This window comes from Streptomyces violaceorubidus (assembly GCF_000717995.1).
Lineage (GTDB): Bacteria > Actinomycetota > Actinomycetes > Streptomycetales > Streptomycetaceae > Streptomyces > Streptomyces violaceorubidus.
On sequence record NZ_JODM01000230.1, the window covers coordinates 1 to 241 of the forward strand.

1 protein-coding gene is annotated in these 241 nt (G+C 56.8%); it reads right to left on the minus strand.

The features are described 5' to 3' along the window. A partial coding sequence (locus IE94_RS36995) for a hypothetical protein (protein ID WP_157849473.1) occupies window positions 1-220 on the minus strand: 220 nt, incomplete at its 3' end. Window positions 221-241: the final 21 nt, after the last annotated feature.

Here is a 241-nt window from a genome sequence, read left to right on the forward strand (position 1 = left end):
AGTTGTTCCTGCGGAAGATCTCCATATGGTCATTGCTATTGAGTAGCTTCTGGTCTTCGATGGTGCGGGCGTTTTCGATTCCGCTGATATGGGCGGCTGTCAGTTCCTTATGGTGAGCCCGGGTGATCAGGAATTCCCCGGTGGTGACTGAGGTGAGCCATTGGCCGGTGGCGGAATTTTCGGCAGGTACGGCGAAGTTCTGCTCGCGCAGCGTGGTCATGTGCTCGTCGTCGGTGACTGG